Genomic DNA, 21689 nt, shown 5'->3' with positions numbered 1-21689 from the left:
TTGCTATACAATGTTTGAGCGAGATGGAATGAACATCGATGCCATGGAGAAAGCACTACGCAAACTCCAGAATGCCAGCTCACGACAGCGAAGTGAGCGATACTGCCTGCGTCTTTGGAGCGAGTTCGTCCGCGTTCGCGATGGTGGGCGTTGTGTCCTCTGCGATGATGACGACCGGGTCGTTGCGCACCACATCATCAGGAAGAGCTTCCTTTCCGAAGCAAGGCTCCAAACCGGAAACGGCATCACTCTATGCCGGCTCTGTCACCGAAAGCCACACGAGGCATTCAACCAAAGGCCAGACCTTCGGCTACCGATGGATGCGCAAGGTGGGATGACAATGATCTGATTACCAGGTACTTCGGTCTATTGCTGTCAGATTCGCTCGCTCGCGGATTGGCGCGGGACGACTTCTATCATGTGGATCACCGAGTTTTGCGGAAATTCAAGCGGTTCCAGAGCCTGGATCCCAACTTGGTATTCCCCGGCAGTCCGGTCGCGCAGGCTTTTCTGATTTGGGGGCAAACACCTCGTAGCGCGCTCGACGCGATGATGAAGGCGATAGGTTTCGACGCGCTACCAGATAATTACATGCAGATGCCAGGTATCACGGTATTCTCCTCGGAGTGATGAACTCGGCTAATTGTGTGCATGCGGCGGTGTTGCGCCCTCTTGCAGTCGCTCGATAGCAAAGCTCATTCGATATCGAGCCAAGCTTACGCCAGGCACGCGGGACACAGCCACGGCGAGTTCGTCGGAGATGTCGCTCGCAATGATGTATCCGCGGCACGGTGCATTCCCCAGATTTTTATCGACCCAGCCCATGTAGTACAGCAGTTGGCCAAGCGCCTTGTTGCGGCCTTGGGACAGTTTAAGTTCGATCACTACATGGCGTCCGCTTTTGTCGAGTGCGAGCAGGTCGATGCGCCCGCCGTCGACCGGGAACTCGATACCCTTCAGGTCCCCCGAGTCATACAGCCTCAGGCCGGGCTCGATCCGGTCCAGGTTGCGGGCCAGAAAGTCGCGCAGGTGCGCCTCCAGCGCGAACTCCACTGCTTCATCCACATCTTCGGCTTCACCGCCCTCTGGACTCGGCGGCGGGGCTCCTCCAGCGAGGAACTCCTCGTACTGGGCTTTTATGCGAAGGTAGCGGCGGCGTCTGGTTTCTCCGGCCGGAGTAGCGCCGAATGCCCAGTGTTCCTGTTTGAAGCGCTCGAGGAGGTTGTGCTTCTCGAATAATTCGACAATGTAGCCCCGGCGCAACGATGACGTGTAGGAGGCGTTCCATTGGATTCGCATCTTCCGGATGGCCTCGACTTCCGCTTCAAGCCCGTGGTCTGCTCCAAAGACGTACGCCTCGCGAAGTGACAACGCTTGTGTCTGCTCTTCGGTCATCGCCGCGTTCCGTCTGCTCCGAGGCGGAACCGGGTGAGTAGGTCCAAGCCGCGGTGCATTCTCTCAAAGGGGATGTGCAAGCACTTCTGCTTGGGGAGGTACTGGATCTCGGGACTGCGCCGGCCGAGCAAGTCGGACAGCGGGATCATCCGCAGGCTGCCCCGTACCGGGTGACGCCCACGCCGCTCAAAAATCGCGAACACAACCGAGCTTTCGGTAAGGTGCTGCATCTCTTCATGCCTTTTCACGTGGGAGTACCTCAGCAGGTAGCCGGGAGCATTCCAATCGAAACGTGAATAGCACTTCACCTCCACTTCAGTGTTCCGCGCGTTGCGGATGATAAAGTCGCCACGCTTGATACCGCGGGGGCTGCTCTGGGCGTACTTGTCGAAGCTGTCCCGGTCCTGCGGAATCCTCTCGACGATCCAGCCGCTCTGGTGCGCCAATTCCTCGAACAGCTGTTCCGCTTTTCTACCAGCGGCGAAGTTAGGGTTTAAAAGGCCGCGGATTTGCTCGACTAGTTCAGTCAGGATGTTCATGGTGCAGAATAGCAGTGGAAGGGGAGGGACTCCGTGTCCGAAAGAGAGTAAGATCCGAAAAAGGGCGCAAGACTTGTCGCGTGCTGCTCGATGCCTTTGTAACCAAAATGCTCGCTCCTGCCACCGTGACGCCAGTAAGACACTGGGCGGAGTTGCGATCCTCGTCTGGAGTGGCGATGCTGCTGTCCCCCTAGGCCGCTCTGGTCGCGGCCAAGGTGTTGGCGACGGAACGGCTGGGCGCACGAACCAGGGATGGGAGTGTACGGGGTGAACGGTCGGGGATCGGGGGCAAGGCAGGTTGAGGATCATACCGTTTCCTCAGCCATCATACTTAGGCAACCCGGCCCTTCTCCGAGCCGCCTCCCACTGCTCGTCAACCCCGAGCACACCTACCCATTGTTCGATGTAGTCGACATCTATCGTCGACCGGCGCCGGCGCAGCAACATCGCCGCGTCTTCAACCTGCCGTTCCGACCCACCCACCTTGGCCCACTCGAGCTTCGCGACAATCAGGTCTTCAACGCTCGTGATATCGATGCGAACGCCTTCGATCTCACCGGCCGCACGGCGCTCGAATTCCTCGCGGCTGAACGCCCGGGACTTTCGAACGATCAGGTCGATTTTCCAGCCGGTCGCCAGGTCGATCACGTTGAACTGCCCTTCGCTGCGGACCGCCTCGAGCGCAGCGTTTTCGTCGACGTAGTACTCGGTCCTGGGAAGCTGAAGGACCAATGCGCGTACCTGGTCGGGCGTCGGGGAGATCACGAGATCGATGTCCTGCGTGGCCCGGGGGGCGCCATGGAAGGAACTCGCAAAAGACCCGGTGAGCATGCGCGGGATACCAGCCTGGTCCAGCGCCGCCAGAACACGGCTGAACAGGTCCCGTGTAGTCACCGGAGGATCGGCGGCAGCGGCAGGCCTTCGAACGCGTAGCGCAGCAGCTCGCGCTTGATCTCCCAGTCGGTCCAGTCCGGGTGTTCCTGGCGCAGGCGGGATGCGGCGAGCTCGCGCGCGAACTCGCTCATCTCGATCGCCAGCAGCAGCCGCTGCTCGCCCGTCATCCGGCGGATGATCTCGTCCTGGATGGCCGCGGCTTCCGGGCTGGTGTCGCTCATCGGGGCGGCTTCGCCGGGCGCGCGGGGGCGACGGGGGCCTGCACGGGCGCGACCCTCGGGTCCTGCGGAAAGTTCGCGGGCGGCGGGGTCCGCCGGTCCTGTTCGCTCGGCGGGCGGCGCGGGGGCGGGCCGCCGGGGCGGGGGAACCCGGGACGCCGTTCGCCGGGGGCCATGTTGGCCAGGCTGTCCTTGCGCGGGCGAACCTCGGGCGGAACCGACCCGGGCAGGATGGTCGGAGCACCGCCCAGGGACGGCGGCGGCCGGGCGCCCGCGGAGTCCGGTAATGAACCGGGTGGCGTCGTCGTCAAGCTGTCCACCTTCTTGGCGATCTCCTCCCAGGTGATGGACAGCGTCTCCGCGTCGCGTGCGTGGGCGTTCACCCACGCCTTCATCTGCTTTTCAGTCACGCGCTGCTTCTTGAGCGCGGCGGCGCGGTCGGCATCGGTGGCGTTCGCCGGAAGGGTGCGCACGGCCACGTTGGCCGCCACGAACTTCTCGCGCGCCATCACGTCCGACCGCTTCTCGTCGCCACCGCAGGCGGCGAGCGACAGGGCCAGGAAAACGGGCGTCCAGACGTGACGATCCACCTTCGCCATCAACCTGTAACCTCCTGCGAAATGTGCGGGCAGCACGCCGCCCCTCGTGGCGGTTCCAGTTGAAGCCGATTCGCCGGGTACCGGCTGGCTGAGGCTACCGGCGCCGCACGGGCGTGTCAACCCGCGCGCGTTGCGCGGCCCTTGCGTGGCCCCTAGCTTCGGACCGAACCGACGTAATCTCAACCGGAACCACATGCCAGGCGAACGAATGGCACGTTCATCCACACGCACGCGGGCGCTCCCCGCCGTGTTCGCGGCACTGGTGGCCGCGCAGGCGCTCGCCGCCCAGCAGGCGCCCCCGTCGCCCGCCGAGGTGCTGGGCCATCAGCTGGGCGAGCGGTTCACGCCCTACGCCGGCGTGCAGCGCTACTCGCAGGCGCTGGCGCAGGCCTCGGAGCTGGTGGACTACCGGCCCTACGGCAGGACACCGGAAGGCCGCGAGCTGTTCCAGCTGGTGATCGCGTCGCCGCAGAACCTGCAGGCGCTGCCGGGCATCCTGGCCGCCAACGCCGAGCTCACCCGGCCCGAGACGCCGGCCCCGCGCGCCGCCCAGATCGCCGCGACCAATCCCGCCGTGGTGTACTTCAGCTACGGCGTGCACGGCAACGAGACCTCGTCGAGCGAGGCGGCCCTGTACACGGCGTGGGACCTGGCCCGCGGCGCCCCCGAGGTGCGCGGCGTGCTGGATTCGGTGGTCGTCATCATCGACCCCGTCGCCAATCCCGACGGCCGCGACCGCTACGTGCAGTGGTTCCAGTCCGTTTCGGGCGCGCGGCCCAACGTGAACCCGCAGGCGCGAGAGCACCGCGAGCCGTGGCCTGGGGGGCGCTTCAACCACTACCTGTTCGACCTGAACCGCGACTGGTCGTGGGTCACGCAGCCCGAGACCAGGGCGCGGCTGGCCACCTGGTTCCAGTACAACCCGCAGGTGCACGTGGACTTCCACGAGATGTACTACAACTCGTCGTACTTCTTCTTTCCCGCGGCGGCGCCCATCAACCCCATCTACCCGGAGCACATCCTGGAGTGGGGACGGCGCTTCGGGCAGGGGAACGCGCGGGCGTTCGATGCGCAGGGGTGGCCCTACTACACCGGCGAGGCGTTCGACCTGTTCTACCCCGGCTACGGCGACTCGTGGCCCAGCCTGACCGGCGCCGTGGGGATGACGTACGAGCAGGCGGGGCACGGCGCGGCGGGGCTGGCCATCCAGCAGGAGTCCGGCGACACGCTGACGCTTCACGACCGCGCCCAGCACCACCGCACCAGCGGCCAGGCCACCCTGCGCACCGCGGCGACGGGCAAGAGCAGGCTGCTGCTGGACTACGCCGAGGGCCAGCGCGGCGCCGGGCGCGGCGAGCGCGACTTCCTGCTGGTGCCGGGCGACGACCCCACGCGGGTGGAGTCGATGGTGAGCCACCTGCGCCGCCAGGGGATCGAGGTGGAGCGTGCCACCTCGGGCTTCTCCACGGGCGCCGACCCCTTCCCCGGCTTCACCGACCGCACGCAGTTCCCCACGGGCACGTACCGGGTGCGCGCCCGCCAGCCGATGGGGCGCCTAGCCATCACCCTGCTGCAGCCCGAGACGGAGCTGCGCGCCGAGTACTCGTACGACGTGAGCGCCTGGTCGCTGCCGTACGCGTACGGCGTTGCGGCCTTCCGCGCCCCGGCCGGCGCGGGCGGCGGATGGGCCCCGGTGCCCGCCCCCGCGGGCGAGGCCGTGACGGCGCAGGTGCCCGCGGCCGGCTACGGGTGGCTGGTCGCACCCGGCGGTGCAGCCGCGGGGCCGATGGTGCGCTTCCTGGCGGCTGGCGGACGCGCGAGCGTGGTCACCAAGCCGTCCACCTACGCGGGGCGGCGCTGGCCGGCGGGCACGTGGTTCATCCCGGCGCGCGGCGACTCGGTGCAGGCGCGCCTCACCCGGGCCGGGCTGGGCGGCATGGCCGTGCCGGTGGCGTCGGGGCTGGCGGAGAGCGGCATCGACCTGGGGAGCGAGAACGTGATCGGCCGCAGGCTGCCCCGCGTGGCGGTGATCGGCGGCGAGGGCGTGGCGCCCACCTCGTTCGGGGCGCACTGGTTCTTTCTGGAGCAGGAGATGGGGATGCCGTTCGACGCCGTGCTGGGCAGCGAGCTGGCTTCGCTGGACCTGTCGGAGTACGACGTCCTGGTGCTCCCCGACGCGTCGCCGCGCGCCCTCCGCGGGGCCGACGAGGCGCTGAAGACCTGGATCCAGAACGGCGGCCGCCTGGTCGCCGTCGCCGGCGGCGCCGAGGTGGCCGCCGGCATGGCCGACATCAAGGTGCGCGAGCGCGGCCAGGCGGACAGCGCGCGCGGTGGCGTGTCGCGCTTCCTGGAGGGCCGCGAAGAGCGCCAGCGGCGCGAGTGGCGGCAGGAGGTGCCCGGGGCCATCCTCCCCGTGCGGCTGGATCCCGCGCACCCGCTGGCCTTCGGCGCGGGGCTGGACGGGCGCCCGGGCGAAACCTTCGCCCTGCACGCGGGGACGCTGGTCTTCGAGCCGGCCGAGAACGTGGAGACGGTCGCCTACTTCCCGGCCCGGCTGAACCGCATCTCGGGCGTCATCAGCCCCGAGAACGTGCGGCGCCTGGAGGAGGGCGCGTGGGTGGTCACGCGGCGCATGGGGCAGGGAAGCGTGGTGCTGTTCGCCGACGACCCGCTCTTCCGCCTGTTCTGGCGCTCCACCAACCCGCTGTACGTGAACGCCATCCTGCTGGGGCCGTGAAGCTGCGGGCGATCCATGCGTGATGAAGAGCGGCGCCTCGGACGGTTCGGGGCGCCGCTCTGTTTCCATGCGGCCGAGCTTGTCGGGTTCCCGCATCATGGCCCAAAGCTCACGCTGAACACACCTCCGCCGACACAGGTGGTACGTAGATGATCCACAGAGGCCCGCACCCCTTGTCGTGGGGAGCGGGCTGGTTCACGTTGGGCGCCGTCTACGTCGTTCACTTGTAGCTGCTCGCGTTGAGAGATGCCCACGTACTACTACGGCACCATCCCGGTGCTCGCCTGGATCCTGAACCACTACTTCTACGGCGGCGTGCACTACGCCTGGCTGGCGGAGAGCTTTCTGCCGCCGCCCGTCAATCCTCGCTCATCCAACCCGCACAACATCTACGGCGAGCTGATGGACGCGTGGCGCCACCGCGACCCGTTCAACCATTACGTACGTGGTGGGCGGGAGGCTCTCGAGAACGGTGTGGCCGCCAAGGTCGATTCACATCGCGTCGACCGGATCGCTGGAGAGCGGCTCAAGGCCGTATGCGCGAACGTCAGCGTTGAACTGTTCTTCCCGGTAGTGTACCGTGTAGACGTCGATCAGATCGACCCGGACCGGCGACGAATCGCCAACTCCGGGCTCGATGGCTCTCTCGAAGTCCTGATCGCTGACCTGACTGAGCAGGAATTCGACTTGCTGTTTGCCGATAACAGGGTGGATGCGCTGTTTCGGCTCCTGTTCGTGGACGAGGTGTCTGGCCTTCGCCGGACCCCGCCGAGTTCGGTGCTGAACATGCTCGAAGAGAGGTGCCCACGATGAAAGTGATGGAGTACTCCAGGCTTGCCCCGGCTGAGATGGCGTTTCTCGCCGATCCGGAGAACCGTGAACTCGCGGGTCACTGGCGGTTGGCCCGAGCTTCCGTGTCAGCAATGGTGGGCTTTTGCAGCTGGAACTATCCGCGCCCGCTCTATTACGAAGGTCCTGAACAGGAATGGGCGGATGCCGCGAAGCACCTCGAGGCACTGAGGGGAACCCCGGTGTACGAGCGTCTCGCCGACAACATCGAGGTGGGCCGTGAGATCTGGCTCGAGGGCGTCGCCCACGGGCACACCGACCATCTGCACGAGATCGCGGATGCGTTTCTGGACGCCGCGAGAGACGATGAGATGTACCTCCACTATTTCCCGCACGAGCCGCCGCCGCGGCCGCAGTACGGAGCGCGATAACAGCGGCCCCGCCGATCAGGAGCGATCGGCGGGGCCGCTGCTTTATGCGAGAAACCCTGCCGTGGACTGACGGGATGGCAGTCTGGACAGGGCATGCTTCTTGTCTTTCCCGTCGTCAGCAAGGCCCGGCGGCGGTATCGAACTTCGCGTGCCGCTGGGCTACTCATAAATCACGATGACCAGAGAAGTTAGAAGCCTATGATCAACTTCGATCGATTGACTGTCAAATCGACAGAGGCCATTCAGTCCGCCGCGAACGAGGCGCGGAAGGCAGGCAACCCGTCCATTGAAGACCTTCACCTGCTTTCGGCGCTGATCGGGCAGGCGGAGGGGATCGTCGTGCCCATCCTGCAGAAGGTGGGGGTGAACGTCACCCGCCTTCGCACCGAGGTGGAGGCCGCGTCGGCGCGGCTGCCCAGGCAGTCGGGCGGCTCGCAGCCCACCATCTCGCGCGAGCTGAACGAGGCGCTGGACCGGGCCGAGGACGAGGCCCGCAAGCTGGGCGACGAGTACGTGAGCACCGAGCACCTGCTGCTGGGGCTGGCCGACAAGGGCTTCAGCACGCGCGACCTGCTCAAGGCGCAGGGTGCCGGGGCCGACGCCCTGCGGCAGGCGCTGGAGCAGGTGCGCGGCTCGCACCGTGTGACGGACCAGAGCCCGGAGGACAAGTACCAGGCGCTGCAGCGCTTCAGCACCGACCTCACCGAGCGCGCGCGCCGCGGCAAGCTGGACCCGGTGATCGGCCGGGACGAGGAGATCCGCCGCGTGGTGCAGGTGCTCAGCCGCCGCACCAAGAACAACCCGGTGCTCATCGGCGAGCCGGGCGTGGGCAAGACGGCCATCGTCGAAGGGCTGGCGCAGCGCATCATCAACGGCGACGTGCCCGAGGGGCTGCGCGACAAGACGCTGATCTCGCTCGACATCAGCGCCATGCTGGCGGGCGCCAAGTTCCGCGGCGAGTTCGAGGAGCGCCTGAAGGCCGTGCTCAAGGAATTGAGCGACTCGCAGGGCAAGTTCATCGTTTTCATCGACGAGCTCCACACCATCGTGGGCGCGGGCAAGACCGAGGGCTCGCCCGACGCCGGCAACATGCTGAAGCCGGCGCTGGCCCGCGGCGAGCTGCGCGTGGTGGGCGCGACCACCCTCGACGAGTACCGCCAGTACATCGAAAAGGACGCGGCGCTGGAGCGGCGCTTTCAGCCGGTGTTCGTGGGCGAGCCGTCGGTCGAGGACACCATCGCCATCCTGCGGGGCCTCAAGGAGCGCTACGAGGTGCACCACGGCGTGCGCATCACCGACCCGGCCATCGTGGCGGCGGCGACGCTTTCCAACCGCTACATCGGCGACCGCTTCCTGCCCGACAAGGCCATCGACCTGATCGACGAGGCCGCCAGCCGCCTGCGCATCGAGATCGACTCGCTGCCCCAGGAGATCGACGAGGTGGAGCGCCGCATCATGCAGCTGGAGATCGAGCGGCAGGCGCTGGGGCGCGAGAGCGATGCCGAGTCGCGCGAGCGGCTGCAGCGGCTGGAGCAGGAACTGGCCGAGCTGCGCGAGCGCTCGTCGGGGATGAAGGCGCAGTGGCAGGCCGAGAAGGCGGCCATCCAGCTGATGCGCCAGAAGAAGGAGAAGCTGGACGAGCTGAAGGTGGAGCTGGACCGAGCCAGCCGCACGGGCGACCTGAACCGCGCGGCCGAGATCCAGTACGGGCAGATCCCCTCGCTGCAGAAGGAGATCGAGCAGGACGACGCGCGCCTTCACGAGCTGCAGAAGACCTCGCGCTTCCTGAAGGAAGAGGTGGACAGCGACGACATCGCCGAGGTGGTGGCGCGGTGGACGGGCATTCCGGTCAGCCGCATGGTGCAGAGCGACCGCGAGCGGCTGGCGAAGCTGGACCAGCACCTGAACAAGCGGGTGATCGGCCAGCCGGAGGCCACGGAGGCCGTCGCCAACGCCGTGCGCCGCAGCCGCGCGGGAATGCAGGACCCCAACCGGCCCATCGGCAGCTTCATCTTCCTGGGGCCGACGGGAGTCGGGAAGACGGAGACGGCGCGCGCCCTGGCCGAGTTCCTCTTCGACGACGAGGAGGCCATGGTGCGCATCGACATGTCGGAGTACATGGAGAAGCACGCCGTCAGCCGCCTCGTCGGTGCGCCCCCGGGGTACGTGGGCTACGAGGAGGGTGGCCAGCTGACCGAGGCCGTGCGCCGGCGCCCATACTCCGTGGTCCTGTTCGACGAGATCGAAAAGGCGCACCCGGACGTGTTCAACATCCTGCTGCAGATCCTGGACGACGGCCGGGTGACGGACAGCCAGGGGCGGATGGTGAACTTCCGCAACGCGGTCATCATCATGACCAGCAACCTCGGCAGCCCGCTGATCCTGGAGCGCGCGGCGGAGCTGGCGGACCGGACCACGGCCGTGGGGGTGGAGAACGCGGTGATGGCCGAGCTGCGGCGCCACTTCCGCCCGGAGTTCCTGAACCGCGTGGACGAGACCATCGTCTTCCGCCCGCTGGGCCGTCCGGAGCTGAAGACCATCGTCGACCTGCAGTTGAAGCGGCTGGAGGGGCTGCTGGCGGACCGCAAGCTGGCGCTGCGGGTGACGGACGCGGCGCGCGAGCTGATCGCCGAGGAGGGCAACGATCCAGCCTACGGTGCCCGTCCGCTGAAGCGCGCCATCCAGCGGCTGGTGCAGAACCCGCTGGCGCTGCACGTGCTGGAGGGCGAGTTCGAGGAGGGCGACACGGTGGAGGTGGACGCCGAGGCGGGGCGGATCGCCTTCCGCCGCGGCGGCGAGGAGCCGGCGGAGGCCCGGGCCGCGTAACCGGACTTCGTCACCGCGGAAGGCGCGGGAACACGGAAAGGACGCGGAGGGCCCTGTGCGGTCCCCGCGTCCTTTCCTCGCTTCCCGCGTCCTCCGCGTGAGGCTGAATCCCTATTTCAGCTCAATCCCGTGATCGCGAACGTGATGCTCTGCGGGAGCGCGGTGCCGTAGTTGATGTTCGTGGAGAAATTCCCCTGGTCGTCGAACGGATACCCGTAGACCAGGCCGTTGATGCTGATGCCGTTGGTTGGGTCGGCACTCAGGTTCTGATGCAGGAACGCCGAGAAGAGGTTGGAGTTGACGAACCCGGCAGCCGATGCGTCGTTCCACGACGGATACAGGAGAAACGGCGCGCCGTTCACCGGCTGCGTTGGAAGCGGCGCGTTCGTGTCGGTGAACCCGGTCACCGGGGGACTCGTGGTGTTCGCGAGGGCCTGGACGAGTTCGATGGGTCCGGTGCCCATCTGGCGATAGACGTTCGCCTGCTTGTACAGGGCGGCGGGCTGGGGGTACCAGGCGAGTGCCACGGCTCCCGTTTCGGCGAGCGTGATCGTCTGCGGCCAGGAGAGGGCAGACTCGCTCCCGTCGTTCAGGGTGCCCGACAGGTAGTACGTGTAGGTGCCCGCCGCCAGAGTGCCGCCGGGTGTGCTCTGGGGCGCCTGCGAAAAGCCGTACAGGCAGGTGTACCCCTGTGGCGCGACGGCGAACGCGTAGCCGGTGGCGACGCCCCGGTTCAACGCCGACACGATCACGTTCTGGAGGTTGGTCAGCGCGTTCGCGGCAAGCACGGAATAGGAACCCTGCTGAGCCAGCGCATCGGGATCTTGCGGGGTGGCGAAGGTGCCGGCGCAAGCAAAGACCATCTGGCTGGGACTGTAGCTCGCGTTGCTCAGCCAGGACGGGGCGGGGGGCAGCGTGTAGCTGCCGCTGGCGAACGGGATGGAGGAAAGGCCGGTGTTCCCCGTGAAGTACGGGAAGTAGAGGTTCACCACCGCGCCCTGGTATTCGCCCTTCGTCAGGCTGCTCGCGCCGGCGAGGTTCGTGTTGGACTCGTTCGTCGCGTCATAGGCGTTCCCCACCAGTTGAAGAACCTTGTAGGTCTGCGTTCCGTCGCCCCATGTCCACGTGGCGCTGATGGGCTGGCTGGCGCCCGTCTGGTCGATGTAGGTGAGGGCGGTGATCGCGGTGCCCTGACTGGGCATTACGTCGACCACGTTTCCGGTCCACAGCGTCCCGTTTGGGCCGTTGTTCTGATTGGACTGGAAGAGGGCGAACGGGTTCTTCGGGCCGAAGTGCGCGAAGAACTGCTGGAGCGGCCCGTCGAACCACGTGGAGAGGGCGCTGAATCCGTACGAGGACGCCTTGGGCGCCTGCGAGCCCACGCTGGTGCTGGTGTCGACATAGACGTATCCCTGCTGCGCGTTCCACTCGGCGATGCTCTGTTGGGTCAGGAGCCCGTAGTTCGCTGCTGGCGGAGCGGCCGGAGGGGTGGTCCCGGCATTCGCGGGCGGCTGGGAAGCACGGTACAGGTTGATTCCGGTGGCGCCCGGATTCGCCGGCGTATACGCAGCCGGACTGCCATTGCTCTGCCAGCCGATGTTGATTTGCTTCGCCTGTGGCTTCCCCGAAGCGTTCAGCAGGAATCCGCCGAACACGCCCTGGGAGGTGGGGGCTGTCTCCCCGCTGGGCGAGGTTTCCGAAGCCAGGTAGAAGTACGTGTTGTTCGTGGCGAAGGGCTCGGAGGTGGCCGGTGCCCCCGCCGGCGACACATAGCTCGGAGCGTTCGGCGGTACGATGCCCTGCAGGACGTCTTGCGGCGCCAGCAGGCGGAGCTGCTGCACGCTCCCGGCGATGGTCTGCCGGCCGTAGACGAGGCATTCATGGAACGGAGTCCCGGCTGGAAACGTGGCGGCGAACCGGCTGAAGACCGTGGCCTGCGGAACCGTGCTGCCGACCAGGGCCAACGGGAAAGGAGCGCTGCTGCTGTCCACGGCGTAGGTGAAGCCCACCTGGTCCACGTTGGAGATGTCGATGTCCAGCGACCCGGCGGTGGTGTACGTGAACTCGAAGAGGCTGTAGAGATCGTTCGGATTGGTGGACGTCGTCGGAGAAGCAGGGCCGGTGGGGCTGACGGGGATGCCCGAGGAGCCCCCGATGAACATTGCGACCACGCCCGATTGCAGGTATTGCGTGGCGGAGAGGCTTACGGTGGACCATACCTCCCCGGTATAGCTCCCCTTGTCGGGGGTCAGGTCGTTGAGGGGCGTCGTGTCCTGCCCGCTGGTGGAGCCGAAAGGGGTGTAGCCGGACGCGGATTGATTCCAGTACATCCACGTCTGGGTTGCGGGATCCTGTCCATAGATGGCGATCAGGAATCCCCGGTTGGCGACGTCGACGGGAATCACGAACGTCCAGGAAGGAAAGGCGGGGTTCGTGCTCGACACGGCAAGGTCCGGCGAGACGGCAGGTGCTGTGAGTGTGCTCATGATGGTTGCTCGGCGGTGGGAAGGAGTTCGGCGGACGGGACGCCGGCAAGAAGCGGCTGGTTGTGTGCACTCTGGAGGTAAACGGAGGGATCCGGAGGGATGATCGCGCGGTGTGGGAACGGCCGGCCGTTCCGCCGGTGTGGGATGCAGGAACTGTAGTCGGCGCACGCCCCGGTCTGCAAGACTTTTGTTGTCGGGTTTGGCTCCGCGCACGTCGCGGGCGCTCCTTTGTGCCTCCCACGTTTGCGTCATCACACTTTCGCGTTTTCGCGCTTTCGTGTACACTGTCGGGATGGCCGAACGCGTGCCGTGCGTCCGGTCTCGCCCCGTCCCCTCCCCTCGAGGTCCCGTGCGTTCCTGGAAACTGGTTGCTCTGGTGCTGGTCGCGCTTCCACTGGGCGCGTGCGGAGGCGGCGGCGCGGGTGTGGGCGGCGGGCCCGCCCCGGCCGGCGTGCAGGCCGCGGCGCCCGCGTCGGCCGTCGAGCAGTTCATGGGCTTCGCCAAGCAGGAGCGCTTCACCGAGATGGGCTACCTGTTCGGATCCACCCGCGGCCCCCTGGCAGAGTCGCAGGCCCCGCAGCGGGTCGCCCGGCGCATGCAGGCCATCGCGCGGGTCATCCGCCACGACTCGTTCTCGCTCAGCGGCATGGTGCCCACGCCGGGCCGCCCCAACGCGCGCACCATCATGGTCGAGATGCGCCAGGGCCGCCGCACCGTGCAGGTGCCCTTCGTCGTCGTGCAGGGACCGGGCGGCTCGTGGCTGGTGGAGCAGGTGGACCTGGAAGCCATCTCGCGCGAGCAGACCCGCCGCAGCTGACCGGCGCGGACGGGTAGCAAACGGCGGCACGAGGGCGATGCGCTCTCGTGCCGCCGTTCGTTTCTTTCCGCGGTCAGTGCCCGCCGGCCTGCAGCAGCTCGGTGAGCACGCCGCCGGTGGACTTCGGGTGGATGAACGCCACCAGGTGCCCCGCGGCGCCGGGGCGGGGCGACTCGTCGATCAGCTGCCGCCCCTCGGCGCGGTAGCGGTCCAGCTCGGCGGCCAGGTCGGGGACGCGGTAGCACAGATGGTGCATGCCCGGGCCGCGCTTCGCCAGGAATTTGGCGACGGCCGAATCGTCGCGGGTGGGGGCCAGCAGCTCCAGGCGACCCTCGCCGGTGCCCAGGAAGACGACCTCCACCCCCTGGGATTCCACCCGCTCGCGGCCGTGCCCCTTGTGGCCGGTGATAGATTCGAAGACGGGGAGCGATTCGTCCAGCGAGTGCACCGCGATTCCCACGTGGTCCAGCGCCCGCTCGGTCAAGGAGACCTCCGATGTCGGTTCAGGGTATACGAAATTCGTGATGACAGGCCAGCCGCTACAGGATAGCGGCTGCGGCACCGGGCCCGCGAGGCCCATGAACGCGGAAGGAATATTCAAATGGCTGATAGCGAAAACCTCATGGAGATCACCGACGGCAACTTCCAGTCGGAAATCGCCGGCGCCCAAGGGCTCGCGATGGTCGACTTCTGGGCGGAGTGGTGCGCCCCCTGCCGCCTGATCGGCCCGTCCGTGGCCCAGCTGGCGGACCAGTACGCCGGCCAGGTGAAGGTGGGCAAGCTGGACGTGGACAACAACCAGCGCACCGCCGCGCAGTTCAACGTGCGCTCCATCCCCACGATCCTGTTCTTCAAGGACGGCCAGGTGGTGGACACCATCGTCGGCGCGCAGCCCAAGCAGATGCTGGAGCGCAAGCTCCAGGAGCACCTGGGCGTCTGAACGCTGGATTGATCAGGGCCGGGGCCGCGCGCCCCGGCCCTTTCTCGCATTCCGCCCCGCGGATTGCGGATTGCCATCCCCCGAAAACTCCCGTCCGGCCGCACCCGATTGCGCCGCAACGACTTGCGCCCGGGCACGGAACGTGACCCGCTTCTCCAGTCCGATCCCTCTCCATCGGCCGGCTGAGCGCCCATGATCTACCGCTTTCCCGCGGATTCCGCGTACCTGCCGCGGACGAAGCTCTCCTACGTGAACCTTCCCGGCATCCTGAGCGACGGGAAGCGCGATCGCTCCGCGCGCGTGCCCGGCTACGTGGCCGTGCAGCTGGGGGAACGCTGCTTCCTCGTGTTCCTGCGCGGGGGCGAGCCGTTCTTCGCGGCCCGCATCCATCCGGGCGGGCGCGGGCCGGCGGCGCTTTCCGAGGTGCTGCGCCTGTGCGCCACGGAAAGCGAGCGCGGCGAGGGCGGGCAGATCGGGTACTACGGCGCGTCCGAAGACCAGCTGCGGGCGATGGCATCCACCCTTTCCACCGAGCCGCTTCCCTGGGCCGAGCCGCTGGACGCCGCCCGCCCGGAGCGGCTGTTTCCGCTGCTGCGCGAGCGTTCCTTTTCCGGCGTGCTGGAGCTGACGGATGACGGGCGCCACCACTACCTGTCGTTCGACGACGGCGCGTTCCGCACCGGCTGGTTCAGTGAGCGCGACGCCAGGGTGCCCATCCCCGACTTCCTGCGCACCGTCTTCGACGTCGGCGCCGGGCTGAAGGCCACGCTGTACCCGCGCCTCGCCGAGCTGCCCGTGCTGGCCGGACCGGGGTTCGTGGACCTGTACCGGCGGATGATCGGCGGCACCCTCCGCGAGGTGGCGCTGGCCACGGGGCGCGAGTCTGCCCTGGCCATGCTGCAGCGCGGGCAGGGGCTGGCGGCCATGGAGCACCCGGTGGTCGCCGCGTTCGACATCACCCCCGAGGGGCGCGTGGCGGGCGATCCCGTTGCCTCGCCCACGGCGCTGACCGACGGGGTGGCCGCCTGGCTGACCGAGGTTCTCATCTCCGCGTCGGACCATCACGGGGTGGATCCCGCCGCGCTGGTGGAGCGGGTGGCGCGCGACAGCCGGTTCGTGCTGCAGGAGCAGGGCTTCTTCGCCCGGCTGCCCTGGGCCGTGGCGCTCTGAGCGTGCCGGCGCTTTCCATCGTCAGCACGCCCATCGGCAACCTGGGAGACATCACCCGGCGCGCGGCCGAAACCCTGGCCGCGGCCGACGTGGTGCTGGCCGAGGACACGCGGCGCACCGGGGGCCTGCTGAAGCACCTGGGCATCGAGACGCGGCTGATGTCGGCCCACGAGCACAACGAGGCCTCGCGCGCGTCGCTCGTGGTCACCATGCTGCGCGAGGGCAAGAACGTGGCGCTCGTCTCCGACGCGGGAACGCCGCTGCTTTCCGATCCCGGGGCCCGCATCGTCCGCGAGGTGGTGGATGCGGGCTTCGACGTCGTCCCCATCCCCGGCGCCTCCGCCCTGCTCTCCGCGCTGGTGGCATCGGGGATCGAGGCGGAGTCGTTCACCTTCCACGGCTTTCCGCCGCGGAAGGGGCCCGAGCGCGCCGAGCTGCTGGAGGAGATCGCCGCCTCCCCGCGCGCCTCCGTGCTGTACGAGTCGCCCAACCGCGTCGGCAGGCTGCTCGCGGACCTGGCGGAGGCGGCCGGGGGCGAGCGGCGGGTGTGCGTGGCGCGCGAGCTGACCAAGATGCACGAGCAGTTCGTGCGCGGCACCCTGGCCGACGTCGCCGCCCGTTACGCCGATGCCGAGGTGCTGGGCGAGATCGTCGTCGTGGTTGCGGGCCGCTCCGTGGACGCCGCGGCGGAGGGCGAGGTGGATGCGCTCGCCGCCCGCTCCGTCGCCGACGCGCTCCTGGCGAAGGGGCAGTCGCCCAGCGCGATCGCGAAGGAGCTGCGCCGGCGGATGGGCATCTCCCGCAACGAAGCCTACCGCATCGCCCAGGAAGCCGCGGGCGGGTAGCCGCGGGCGCCGTCACCAGGAGTCGCCGATGGAAGCACGCGCCGACGCATCGTCGGAAAGGGTCCCCGCCGTGGCCATCGCCCCGGACGGGGACCTTCGCGCGCGCGTGGACCGGCTGAACGACGAGGCCTGGGCGCTGCGGCACGTGCGGCCCGAGCGTGCCCAGGTCCTGCTGGCGGAGGCGCTGCGCCTCTCGGCGGACGGGGCGTACGCGCCGGGCGCGGCCCTGGCCTTACGGACGCGGGGGCAGATCCGCTACTACACGGGGTCCGACTACGACGGCGGGATGGCCGACTGCCGGCGGGCGCTGGAGATGCTGGAGGCCGCGGGCGAGGAGCGGGGCCGCGCGGACGCGATGAACGGCATCGGGTGCATTCACCTGCGGCTGGGCGAGCATGCCGAGGCCATGCGCCACCACCTGCGCGCGCTGGAGATCCAGCGGCGGTCGGGCGACCGGGCGGGCGAGGGAAGCTCGCTCAACCACCTGGGCAACGTCAGCTACCGGCTGGGCGACTACGGCCAGGCCCTGGAGTACTACCACGCCGGCCTGCAGGTGCACGAGTCCGTGGGCGATGCGGTGGGCGTCAGCTACTCGCTCAACAACATCGGCATCGTGCACGGGCAGATGGGCGAGCCCCGTCACGCGCTGGAGTACATGCTTCGCGCCCTGAAGGCCAACGAGGACGGCGACCGCCAGCTCGCGGGCGTGTCGATGGTCAACGTGGGCATGGCGTACGCGGCCATGGGCGACGACGACCGCGCCCTGCACTACCTGCGGCGTGCAGCCGTCCAACTCCGCGAAACCGGCGCCCGGGACGGCGAGGCCAGCTGCGTCCGCGACATCGGCGCGCTGCACGAGCGGCGGGGGGATCTTGTCGCGGCGATGGATTCGTACGAGGCCAGCGTCGACACCACGCGCGCGCTGAGGTCGCGCGCGTACCTGGCCGAAGCGCTGATCTCGCGCGGCGCGCTGCGCGCCCGCATGGGCGACGTCGCGGGAGGGCTGGCGGATGTGCGCGAGGCGCTGTCCATCGCCGAATCGCTCGACGCCAAGCCACTGGTGTACACGGCGCACGAGGCCGCCGCCCGGGTCCTTGAGGCGAAGGGCGACGCGGCGGGCGCCCTACATCACCACCGCGCGTACCACGCCGTGTGGACGGAGGTGTTCAACGCCGGGACCAACGCGCGGGTCAAGGCGGTGCTGGTGCGGGCCGAGGTGCAGCAGGCGCAGCGCGAGGCCGAGCTCCTGCGCGCCAAGAACGACGAGCTCACGGCCGCATACGCCCGCCTGCGGGCGGGGGACGAGGAGAAGGGGCGGCTGCTGGACCAGCTGAGCGCGCAGGCCGCCGAGCTGGAGCGGCAGACGCGCGAGGACGCGCTGACGGGGCTTTCCAACCGCCGCGACCTGGACGACCGCCTGGGCGCGGAGTGGGAGCGAGCCCGGCGCTTCGGCCGCGCGCTGTCGGTGGCCATGGTGGACGTGGACCACTTCAAGCGCGTGAACGACCGGTTCAGCCACGCCGCGGGCGATCAGGTGCTGCGGACCGTCGCCCGCATTCTTCGCGAGCACACGCGCGGCGTGGACGTGGTGGCACGCTACGGCGGCGAGGAGTTTTGCCTGGTGATGGTGGAAACCGACCCCGCCGCCGCACGCGGCCTCTGCGAGCGTCTTCGCGCCGGGGTGGAGGCTCATCCCTGGTCGGAAATGCGCCCGGGACTGTCGGTGACAATCAGCATCGGCATCGCGGGCCACCTGGAGGCCGACGCTCCCGAGGCCCTGCTCGCCATCGCCGACGCGCGCCTCTACTCCGCCAAGCACGCCGGCCGCAACCGCGTCTGCGCTTCCTGAGCTCGTCCTCCCGTCGATACCGCGCTCGGCGGGGAGGTGTTAGCTTCCTCGCCGGGCGCGTGCCGTTGACGGCGTCCACTCCCGCGGGAACGTGCTCACCGTTATCATTGTACCGAACGCATGCCGAAGGACAGGGTGATCTTCCAGGATGAGCAGGGACGGGGCTGGCTGGTGGAAATCCAGTACGGCCACCCCTCGCCGACGGAGCTGGGCATCTACGCGGCGCGCTTCCAGTGCCCCGAAGACCCCGCCGAGCCCGTGCGCGTGGGCTTCCTGCAGATCGACGCCGTGGAGAGCGGCGACGAGGAGATGCTTCGCGACGCGCTCGCCGAGAGCGACCCCGCCGAAGCCATCGGCTGAGGCCGTTCGAGCGGGCTGAACGATCGAGAGCCCGCCATCAACCCTGAAGGACCAACCCAGTAGTGGAAACCCGGCGATCCGCCGTCGACCTCTTCCTGAGCCCCGTGGCCGCCGAGCTGCTGAGGCGCGAGATCGCTCGCGCGCGCGGCAATGAGGTGTGCTTCGTCGCGCGCGTCGCCGAGGGGGGCGAGGTGGTGGAGCCGAAGGTGGTCGCCCGGGGCCACGCCTCCGCGGTGCTGGCGCTGGTGAAGAATCCCGAGGCCGGCGGGCTGCTGATCCACAACCATCCGTCCGGCATCCTGGAGCCGTCGGAAGCGGACTTCGGGGTGGCGGCGCGGCTGTGGGAGCAGGGGCTGGGGTTCGCCATCATCGACAACGACGCGAGCGAGATGTACGTCGTCGTCGAGCCGCCGGACCCTGACGAGCACGAGCCGCTGGACCTGGACGCCATCGACGCCGACCTGGGCCCCGGCGGCCCGCTCGCCGGCCGCCATCCCCGCTACGAAGACCGCCCGCAGCAGCGCGCGCTCTCGCGGATGATCGGCCAATTGTACAACGACGGCGGCGTGGGCGTGGCCGAGGCGGGAACCGGAACGGGCAAGTCGGTGGCGTACCTGCTTCCCGCCATCCGCTGGGCCATCCAGAACCGCGAGCGCACGGTCGTATCCACCAACACCATCAACCTGCAGGAGCAGCTGGTCGAGAAGGACCTGCCGCTCCTGCGCCGCGCCCTGGGGCAGCCCTTCCGATTCACGCTGGTGAAGGGGCGCAGCAACTACGTCTCCATCCGCCGCGCGCTGCTGGCCAAGGAAAGCGCCGCGACGCTCTTCGAACCCGAAAAGCAGGCGGAGCTGCAGGGGCTGCTGGAGTGGATGAACAAGACCGACGACGGCAGCCTGAGCGACCTGCCGTTCCGCCCGTCGTCGGAGGTGTGGGACGAGGTACAGTCGGAAACGGACGTGTGCCTGCGCGCCAAGTGCCCGCACTACGAGGACTGCTTCTACCAGCGCGCGCGCCGCGAGGCGGCCTCGGCCGACATCGTGGTCGTCAACCACCACCTGCTCTTCAGCGACCTGGCCGTTCGCCGCCAGCAGGGCAACTACACGGCGCCCGCCGTGCTGCCCCAGTACAAGCGGCTGATCCTGGACGAGGCGCACAACCTGGAAGAGGCGGCGACCAGCCACCTGGGCTCCACCGTCAGCAAGCGCGGCCTGTTCCGCACGCTCCGGCGGCTGGAGATGCGCGGCAAGGGGCTGCTGCCGGCGTTCCGCGTGTCCATCGCCGCGGTGAAGAACGACCTGATCGCCCAGTCGGCGCTGGACCTGATCGACGAGCGCATAACCCCCGCGCTGGACGGCGCGCGCGACCGGGGCGCGACCGTCTTCTCGTTCCTGGGCGACGTGTTCCTGGGCGGCGACCCGCTGATCCGCCTGGAAGACAACTTCGACGCGCACCCCATCTGGGCGCTGGGGCTGGACGAGGCGCTGACGGGGCTGCTGGACAACCTGAAGGACCTGCTGGGCGGGATGGAGCAGCTGCGCGAGCGCATTGCCGCCGACGAGCAGCTGAAGCAGGGGGTGGAGCCGCAGCTGGTGGAGCTGCGTGGGGCGGCGGGGCGCATCGAGGCGGCCATGGACGCCCTGCGCTCCGGCCTGCGCCCGGGCGAGAGCAAGATGAAGATGGTGCGGTGGATGGAGCGCCAGCCGCCACGGGACGGGCGCGAGGCCAACCTGACCATCAACGCCGCGCCGCTGGACCTGGCGTGGGTGCTTCGCGACGCGCTCTTCGAGAAGATCCCCACCGTCGTCCTGACGTCGGCGACGCTGGCGACGCAGGGCAACTTCAGCTTCATGCGCCAGCGGCTGGGGATCGGCACCCAGTTCGCCGCCGATTACCACGTGGACGAGGCGGTTTTCCCCTCGCCCTTCGACTACGACGAGCAGACGCTGGTCGTGGTGCCTACCGACCTGCCGATCCCCTCCGGCGAACACGACCCTCGCCACGACGAGGCCACGGTTCGCGCCACACTGGAGCATGCGAAGATCTCGGACGGCGGCCTGTTCGTGCTTTTCACCAGCTACCGGGCGCTGCGGCACGTCGCGCAGGAACTGCGGGCGCGGCGGGCAGACCTGCAGTGGCCGCTCTTCGTGCACGGCGAGGCGCCGCGCGCGCAGCTGGTGGAGCGGTTCGCGGCGTCGGGGCGGGGGATCCTGCTGGGGACCACGTCGTTCTGGGAGGGCGTTGACGTGCCCGGGCGGCCGCTGCGCGGGCTGATCATCCCCAAGCTGCCGTTCAAGGTGCCCAGCGAGCCGGTGACGGCGGCGCGCATCGAGGCCATCGAGGCCGCGGGCGGAAACTCGTTCGTGCAGTACATGCTTCCGCATGCGGCCATCCGCATGAAGCAGGGCTTCGGGCGGCTGGTGAGGTCGCGCGACGACATGGGCGTGGTGATGATCCTGGACGGGCGGATCGCGAAAAAGAGCTACGGGCGATATTTCCTGGATTCGCTGCCGCCCGCGCCGGTGGTGAAGGCGCCGTGGCAGCGGGTGAAGGAAGAGATGCTGCGGTTCTACGGGGAGCGGACGGCGGTGCGGCGGGCGGGGTAGGGCGACCACCCCGGTCGATCCCCGCACGATACGGCAGGGCGGATCGAGGCCTGTCATCCTGAGAGGGTGTTGAGATAACCGAACAAAGTACGAACATGCACAAGTAGACGGTGTATGCGGCTGGCATGACGAGCCGTAGATATCCGACAGACTTGACCGATTCGCAGTGGGAGCTGCTGCGCCCGCTC

Annotated in this window: 19 protein-coding genes; 12 read left to right on the top strand and 7 right to left on the bottom strand. The window is 68.4% G+C overall.

All coding sequences use genetic code 11. The annotated features are described in order from the left end of the window. Positions 1 to 10 precede the first annotated feature (10 nt). Complete coding sequence (locus VGB24_RS25425) at positions 11 to 349, top strand: HNH endonuclease (protein ID WP_414676703.1); 339 nt, start codon at positions 11 to 13, stop codon at positions 347 to 349. Positions 350 to 639: 290 nt separating this feature from the next. On the opposite strand, the gene VGB24_RS03385 is transcribed toward VGB24_RS25425, so the two are convergent. The 5 genes from VGB24_RS03385 to VGB24_RS03365 form a co-directional block, all read right to left on the bottom strand. After that, entirely contained in the window at positions 640 to 1395 is a 756-nt protein-coding gene (locus tag VGB24_RS03385; protein ID WP_331071550.1) for an endonuclease NucS domain-containing protein, read from the bottom strand. Further along, entirely contained in the window at positions 1392 to 1934 is a 543-nt protein-coding gene (locus VGB24_RS03380) for a hypothetical protein (protein WP_331071549.1), read from the bottom strand. Before VGB24_RS03380 ends, VGB24_RS03385 begins: the two co-directional genes overlap by 4 nt. A gap of 318 nt (positions 1935 to 2252) precedes the next feature. After that, positions 2253 to 2828, bottom strand: a complete 576-nt coding sequence (locus VGB24_RS03375) for a hypothetical protein (RefSeq protein WP_331071548.1) — start codon at positions 2826 to 2828, stop codon at positions 2253 to 2255. Further along, on the bottom strand, positions 2825 to 3049 hold the full coding sequence (locus tag VGB24_RS03370; RefSeq protein WP_331071547.1) for a hypothetical protein: 225 nt from the start codon (positions 3047 to 3049) through the stop codon (positions 2825 to 2827). Before VGB24_RS03370 ends, VGB24_RS03375 begins: the two co-directional genes overlap by 4 nt. Then, complete coding sequence (locus VGB24_RS03365; RefSeq protein WP_331071546.1) at positions 3046 to 3648, bottom strand: hypothetical protein; 603 nt, start codon at positions 3646 to 3648, stop codon at positions 3046 to 3048. Before VGB24_RS03365 ends, VGB24_RS03370 begins: the two co-directional genes overlap by 4 nt. 205 nt (positions 3649 to 3853) lie before the next feature. On the opposite strand from VGB24_RS03365, the gene VGB24_RS03360 reads away from it, so the two are divergent. The 4 genes from VGB24_RS03360 (at position 3854) to clpB (ending at position 10428) form a co-directional block, all read left to right on the top strand. After that, positions 3854 to 6382: a M14 metallopeptidase family protein gene (locus VGB24_RS03360; RefSeq protein ID WP_331071545.1), complete on the top strand. Its 2529-nt coding sequence runs from the start codon at positions 3854 to 3856 to the stop codon at positions 6380 to 6382. Between the two features lie 246 nt (positions 6383 to 6628). After that, on the top strand, positions 6629 to 7195 hold the full coding sequence (locus VGB24_RS03355; RefSeq protein WP_331071544.1) for a hypothetical protein: 567 nt from the start codon (positions 6629 to 6631) through the stop codon (positions 7193 to 7195). Then, positions 7192 to 7602 (top strand): hypothetical protein, encoded by a 411-nt coding sequence (locus VGB24_RS03350; protein WP_331071543.1) that lies wholly within the window; start codon positions 7192 to 7194, stop codon positions 7600 to 7602. The genes VGB24_RS03355 and VGB24_RS03350 overlap by 4 nt, the downstream gene beginning before the upstream one ends. A gap of 201 nt (positions 7603 to 7803) precedes the next feature. Beyond that, positions 7804 to 10428 (top strand): ATP-dependent chaperone ClpB, encoded by a 2625-nt coding sequence (clpB, locus tag VGB24_RS03345; protein WP_349263887.1) that lies wholly within the window; start codon positions 7804 to 7806, stop codon positions 10426 to 10428. 116 nt (positions 10429 to 10544) lie between these two features. Here the strand turns inward: clpB and VGB24_RS03340 are convergent, their stop codons facing one another. Next, on the bottom strand, positions 10545 to 12833 hold the full coding sequence (locus VGB24_RS03340) for a hypothetical protein (protein WP_331071541.1): 2289 nt from the start codon (positions 12831 to 12833) through the stop codon (positions 10545 to 10547). A 430-nt stretch (positions 12834 to 13263) separates the two neighbouring features. Here VGB24_RS03340 and VGB24_RS03335 point away from each other — a divergent pair, with 430 nt between their 5' ends. Then, positions 13264 to 13731 carry a hypothetical protein gene (locus tag VGB24_RS03335; protein ID WP_331071540.1) on the top strand — a complete coding sequence of 156 codons (468 nt, stop codon included), beginning with the start codon at positions 13264 to 13266 and terminating at the stop codon, positions 13729 to 13731. 73 nt (positions 13732 to 13804) lie between these two features. Here VGB24_RS03335 and mce read toward each other — a convergent pair whose 3' ends face one another. Then, complete coding sequence (gene mce / locus VGB24_RS03330; protein ID WP_331071539.1) at positions 13805 to 14215, bottom strand: methylmalonyl-CoA epimerase; 411 nt, start codon at positions 14213 to 14215, stop codon at positions 13805 to 13807. A 117-nt stretch (positions 14216 to 14332) separates the two neighbouring features. Between mce and trxA the strand changes: the two genes are divergently transcribed. The 6 genes from trxA (at position 14333) to VGB24_RS03300 (ending at position 21501) form a co-directional block, all read left to right on the top strand. Beyond that, the gene (trxA, locus tag VGB24_RS03325) at positions 14333 to 14671 is read left to right on the top strand and encodes a thioredoxin (protein ID WP_331071538.1); all 339 of its coding nucleotides are present in this window, start codon (positions 14333 to 14335) and stop codon (positions 14669 to 14671) included. A gap of 192 nt (positions 14672 to 14863) precedes the next feature. After that, positions 14864 to 15841 carry a hypothetical protein gene (locus VGB24_RS03320; RefSeq protein WP_331071537.1) on the top strand — a complete coding sequence of 326 codons (978 nt, stop codon included), beginning with the start codon at positions 14864 to 14866 and terminating at the stop codon, positions 15839 to 15841. 2 nt (positions 15842 to 15843) lie between these two features. After that, positions 15844 to 16686, top strand: coding sequence for a 16S rRNA (cytidine(1402)-2'-O)-methyltransferase (gene rsmI, locus VGB24_RS03315; protein ID WP_331071536.1), 843 nt, complete (start codon positions 15844 to 15846; stop codon positions 16684 to 16686). Positions 16687 to 16714: 28 nt separating this feature from the next. Next, the gene (locus VGB24_RS03310; protein WP_331071535.1) at positions 16715 to 18535 is read left to right on the top strand and encodes a diguanylate cyclase; all 1821 of its coding nucleotides are present in this window, start codon (positions 16715 to 16717) and stop codon (positions 18533 to 18535) included. 120 nt (positions 18536 to 18655) lie between these two features. Continuing rightward, positions 18656 to 18895 (top strand): hypothetical protein, encoded by a 240-nt coding sequence (locus tag VGB24_RS03305; RefSeq protein ID WP_331071534.1) that lies wholly within the window; start codon positions 18656 to 18658, stop codon positions 18893 to 18895. A 62-nt stretch (positions 18896 to 18957) separates the two neighbouring features. Beyond that, positions 18958 to 21501 carry a helicase C-terminal domain-containing protein gene (locus tag VGB24_RS03300; protein ID WP_331071533.1) on the top strand — a complete coding sequence of 848 codons (2544 nt, stop codon included), beginning with the start codon at positions 18958 to 18960 and terminating at the stop codon, positions 21499 to 21501. Positions 21502 to 21689 lie beyond the last annotated feature (188 nt).

This window comes from Longimicrobium sp. (genome assembly GCF_036399935.1).
GTDB lineage: Bacteria > Gemmatimonadota > Gemmatimonadetes > Longimicrobiales > Longimicrobiaceae > Longimicrobium.
This window is presented reverse-complemented; position numbering and strand designations above follow the sequence as displayed.